The sequence below is a fragment of the Acidimicrobiales bacterium genome, assembly GCA_036273495.1.
In the GTDB taxonomy this organism is placed as follows: domain Bacteria; phylum Actinomycetota; class Acidimicrobiia; order Acidimicrobiales; family JAJPHE01; genus DASSEU01.
In genome coordinates this window covers 1-4,212 of record DASUHN010000094.1, presented here as the reverse complement: position 1 = coordinate 4,212, position 4,212 = coordinate 1, and the positions used below count along the sequence as shown (strand labels likewise).

Sequence of the window (4,212 nt, the reverse complement as noted above, 5' to 3'; positions counted from 1 at the left end):
TCGGCGCACGCCTGGGCCTGACCCTGGTTGAGGGCCTCGGACGTCGAGTTGCCCGAGGCGGCCACGTCCTGGATGACGACTTTGCGCCCGTACAGCTCGAAGGTCTTGTTGAAGTAGTCGACGAAGGTCCGGCGCACCTGTTGGTCGACAACAGGCAGGGCGGCGCCGTCCTGCTTGGCGATGGCCGCCACCTGAGCGGCGTTGGCGGTGGATGGGAACACCCGGTTGGCGATCAGGATCTCGTTGGAGGTGACCCCGTTGGACGTGGCGCCCCCGTTGCTGCCGGTGAACTTGGCGACGCAGGGGGGGGCGTAGGAGTAGGGGATCTGGGCCACCCCCGAGGAGCACTTGACGCCTCCTGTCGTGGTGCCGGTCCCGACCTGGACGTTGCCCGATCCCGGATAGCGCCAGGGTTGGGGACCCTCGCCCGCGGCGCCGGTGGTGGTGGCTCCCGCCGCCGTGGTGCTGCTGCCGGAACCGGCAGCCGACCCGGACCCACCCTTGCTGCTGCACGCCGCCGCCACCAGCCCCAGCACGACCAGCACCACCCCGAAGCGGGCCGCCCTGCGGGCGCCGCCGGTCCTCACGCGCTCCATCTGATCCCCCCTGGTTCTGGTCCGCCTGTCGGCGCCGATCATCCCAGGATCGGGGCCGTCGGGGAAGGTCAGCCGGTCCGCCCGTCCGCCCGCCCTCCGGGTGGCGGGCCCGGCGGGAACAGACGTTCCCGTGAGGTGGCGGTCCGGTACCGCCGGGGGGGTTGGTGGGCTCTGGCATAGTGGCGCGCCCGACCGTCGAGCGCCGAAGGAGAGTGGAGTGGAGAGAGTGGCCGGGGCGGCGCCGCCCGCGGAGGGGCACTCCTGAGCGGCGGCGACATCGGGGCCGCGGTGGGCGGGGGCGTCGGGCTCGTGGTGGCGGTGGTCCTGGTCTGGGCCGTGGTCTCCCTGCGCCGAGCTGTCACCGCCCTAACGGCGACGGTGGCGGCGGTGAGGGAGACGGCCGAGGACGTCCGCTCCGAGACAGTTCCCGTGCTCATCCAGATGCGGGGGATAGCCGAGCGCACCGAGGCCGAGCTGGTGCGGATGGACGGGCTGCTCGAGACGGCGGCGTCGGTCGCGGCCACCCTGGACTCGGCCAGCCGGCTGGCCTACCTGGGCTTCTCGAACCCGGTCATCAAAGTGCTGGCCTTCGGCGCAGGCACGGGCCGGGCCCTGTCGCGCTTCCGCCGCGGTCACGAGGACGACTGAGGCACCGCGAGCGGACATGTTCAAGCGGCTCTTCTACCTCGCCATCGGGATGGGGCTGGGCTTCGGCCTGTCCCTCTGGCTGACCCGCCTGGTGCGCTCGACCATCGAGCGCTACACCCCGGAGCGGGTGTCGGCGGACCTGGCCGACTCGCTCCGCCGTCTCGGCGAGGACCTGCGGGCGGCGGTGTCCGACGGGCGGGAGGCGATGCGCGAGCGGGAAGCGGAACTGCGGGAGTCGCTGGCGGGGCGCCGGTAGCCTCGGTTCCTCCATGGACGCCGACCAGCTGCGCCAGGCCTTCACCGACTACTTCGTGGGCAACGGGCACACGCTCGTGCCCTCGGCCAGCCTGATCCCGCACCACCCCGCGGCGCCGCTGCTGGTGAACGCCGGCATGGTTCAGTTCATCCCGATCTTCCTGGGGGAGGAGGCCCCGCCGTGGCCGACGGCCACCAGCGTGCAGAAGTGCTTCCGCACGGGGGACGTCGAGCTGGTCGGGCACACCAGCCGCCACCTCACCTTCTTCGAGATGCTCGGCAACTTCAGCTTCGGGGACTACTTCAAGGAGAAGGCCATCCCCTTTGCCTGGGAGTTCGTCACCGAGCGCCTCGGCGTCGACGGTGACCGGGTGTGGGTGAGCGTCTACGAGGAGGACGACGAGGCCGAGGCCATCTGGCTGGAGTCGGTCGGTGTGCCCCGGGAGCGGGTGCAGCGCATGGGCGAGGACAACTTCTGGGAGATGCAGAAGGGCGCCCCCGGGCCGTGCGGAATGTCGTCCGAGCTGTACTACGACCACGGGCCCGAGCTCGGGGACAGCGGGGGCCCGGCGGGGGGCGGCGAGGAGCGCTACGTCGAGATCTGGAACCTGGTCTTCATGCAGCTCCAGCGCCTTCCCGACGGGTCGCTGGTCGACCTGCCCCGCAAGAACATCGACACCGGGGCGGGCTTCGAACGGATCCTCCCGATCGTCGAGGGAGTGACCGGACCGTTCGCCTCGTACTCGACCAGCCTCATGGCCCCCCTGCTCGAAGCGGCCCAGTCCGCCACGGGCCGGCGCTACGGGGACGAGGACCGGGCCGACGTGGCCCTCCGGGTCCTGGCCGACCACGCCCGGGCCATGAGCTTCCTGGTGGCCGACGGGGTGATGCCCTCCAACGACGGGCGGGGCTACGTGCTGCGCCGGGTCATCCGCCGGGCGGTGCTGCGGGCCCACCAGCTGGGGGCCGAGCGACCCGTCACCGCCGGCCTGTTCGACGCCGTGCGGGGCCTGATGGGGAGCGCCTACCCGGAGCTGGAGCGGGGAGCGGACCGCATCACCGAGATCATCGGCCGGGAGGAGGCCCGGTTCCGCCAGACCCTGCGCGCCGGCTCGGCGCTGCTGGACGAGGTGCTGGAGTCGGGGGAGGCCCGGGTCGGCGGGCAGGTGGCGTTCCTGCTGCACGACACCCACGGGTTCCCGGTCGAGCTCACCCAGGAGATCGCCGCGGAGCGGGGCGTCGAGGTCGACATGGCGGGCTTCGAGGAGGAGATGACCCGCCAGCGCGAGCGCGCCCGGCGGGCCGGCAAGGAGCAGATCGGGGCGGCGGCGGCCGACGAGCGCTACCGCCAGCTGCTGGACGAGGGCGGCTCGACCGAGTTCCTCGGCTACGGGCAGACCGAGGCGACGGGGCGGGTGCTGGCCGTCCTGGAGCGCCCCGACGGGGAGCTGGAGGTCTTCCTCGACCGCACCCCGTTCTATGCGGAGGGAGGAGGCCAGGTAGGCGACACCGGGACCGTCACCACGGAGACCGGGACCCTCGAGGTGACCGACACCTCCTACGCCCTGCCCGGGCTGCACCGCCACGTGGGGCGGGTGCGCGACGGGGACGTCAGCGCCGGCCAGGAGGCCACCGCGACCGTCGACACGGCGCGCCGCGACGACATCCGTCGCAACCACACCGGAACCCACCTCCTGCAGTGGGCGCTGCGCCAGGTGCTCGGGGACCACGTCCAGCAGCAGGGGTCGTTGGTCGCGCCGGACCGCCTGCGGTTCGACTACAGCCACTTTGCCGCTCCGGGCGCCGACGAGTTGCGCCGGGTCGAGGAGCTGGTGAACGAGATCGTCATCTCCGACGCGCCGGTGCGCGCCTACGAGACGTCGATGAAGCACGCCGAGTCGATCGGCGCCATCGCCTTCTTCGGGGACCGCTACGGGGACGTGGTCCGCGTCGTGGAGGCGGGCCCGGCGTCGGTCGAGCTGTGCGGAGGCACCCACGTGGGCGCCGTCGGGATGATCGGTCCCCTGAAGATCGTGTCCGAGGGCTCGATCGGTGCCAACACCCGGCGCATCGAGGCGCTGACCGGTCGGGCGTCGCTGGCCCACATCGAGACCGAGGAGGACACTCTGGGGCGGGTGGCCGAGCTGTTGCGGAGCCGGCCCGAGGAGGTGTCGGACGCGCTGACCCGCCTCCTCGACCGGCAGCGGGCGGCCGAGGAGGAGCTGAAGGCCGCCCGCCGGAGGGGCCTGCAGGACCTGGCGGCGGAGCTGGCCGGATCGGCGGAGGAGGGGCGCGTGGTGGCGCGCGTCGACGGGATCCCGCCCGACCAGTTGCGGGAGCTGGCCACCACGATCCGCTCGCGACCCGGTGTCCAGGTGGTCGTCCTCGGGGGCTCCCCGGACGGGGAGCGGGCCGCCCTGGTGTCGGCGGTCGGCAAGGACGCCGGCTGGCAGGCGTCCGACCTGATCACCGACGCCGCCCGCCTCGTCGGCGGCGGCGGGGGTCGCCACCCCGAGCTGGCCACCGCCGGAGGGAGGGACCCGGCCCGGCTCGACGAGGCCCTCGAGGGGGTGCGGGCCCGCCTGGCGGGAGGCGCGCCGACCGATTGAGAGGGCCCGTCGAGTGAGGGTGATGGGGATCGACCTCGGGACCCGGCGCATCGGCCTCGCCATCAGCGACGAGGGGGCCCGGCTGGCCACGCCGGCGGGGACCG

Annotated in this window: 4 protein-coding genes; 3 read left to right on the top strand and 1 reads right to left on the bottom strand. The window is 73.2% G+C overall.

Annotated elements, in window-relative coordinates; genetic code table 11:
• On the bottom strand, positions 1-596 hold a 596-nt coding region (locus tag VFW24_03660), incomplete at its 3' end, for a hypothetical protein (GenBank protein HEX5265847.1).
• Between the two features lie 288 nt (positions 597-884).
• On the opposite strand from VFW24_03660, the gene VFW24_03655 reads away from it, so the two are divergent.
• Genes VFW24_03655 through alaS form a run of 3 tightly spaced genes read left to right on the top strand, consistent with a single transcriptional unit; the run spans position 885 to position 4,108 of the window.
• Positions 885-1,244 carry a hypothetical protein gene (locus VFW24_03655; GenBank protein ID HEX5265846.1) on the top strand — a complete coding sequence of 120 codons (360 nt, stop codon included), beginning with the start codon at positions 885-887 and terminating at the stop codon, positions 1,242-1,244.
• A gap of 16 nt (positions 1,245-1,260) precedes the next feature.
• A complete protein-coding gene (locus VFW24_03650) occupies positions 1,261-1,500 on the top strand; it encodes a hypothetical protein (protein HEX5265845.1) in 240 nt (79 codons plus the stop codon).
• Positions 1,501-1,513: 13 nt separating this feature from the next.
• On the top strand, positions 1,514-4,108 hold the full coding sequence (alaS, locus tag VFW24_03645; protein ID HEX5265844.1) for an alanine--tRNA ligase: 2,595 nt from the start codon (positions 1,514-1,516) through the stop codon (positions 4,106-4,108).
• Positions 4,109-4,212: the final 104 nt, after the last annotated feature.

What these genes read in the sequence shown, in the direction of transcription:
- VFW24_03650 (HEX5265845.1), top strand. Translation starts at nt 1,261, where the DNA reads ATGTTCAAGCGGCTCTTCTACCTCGCCATCGGGATGGGGCTGGGCTTC.
- alaS (HEX5265844.1), top strand. Translation starts at nt 1,514, where the DNA reads ATGGACGCCGACCAGCTGCGCCAGGCCTTCACCGACTACTTCGTGGGC.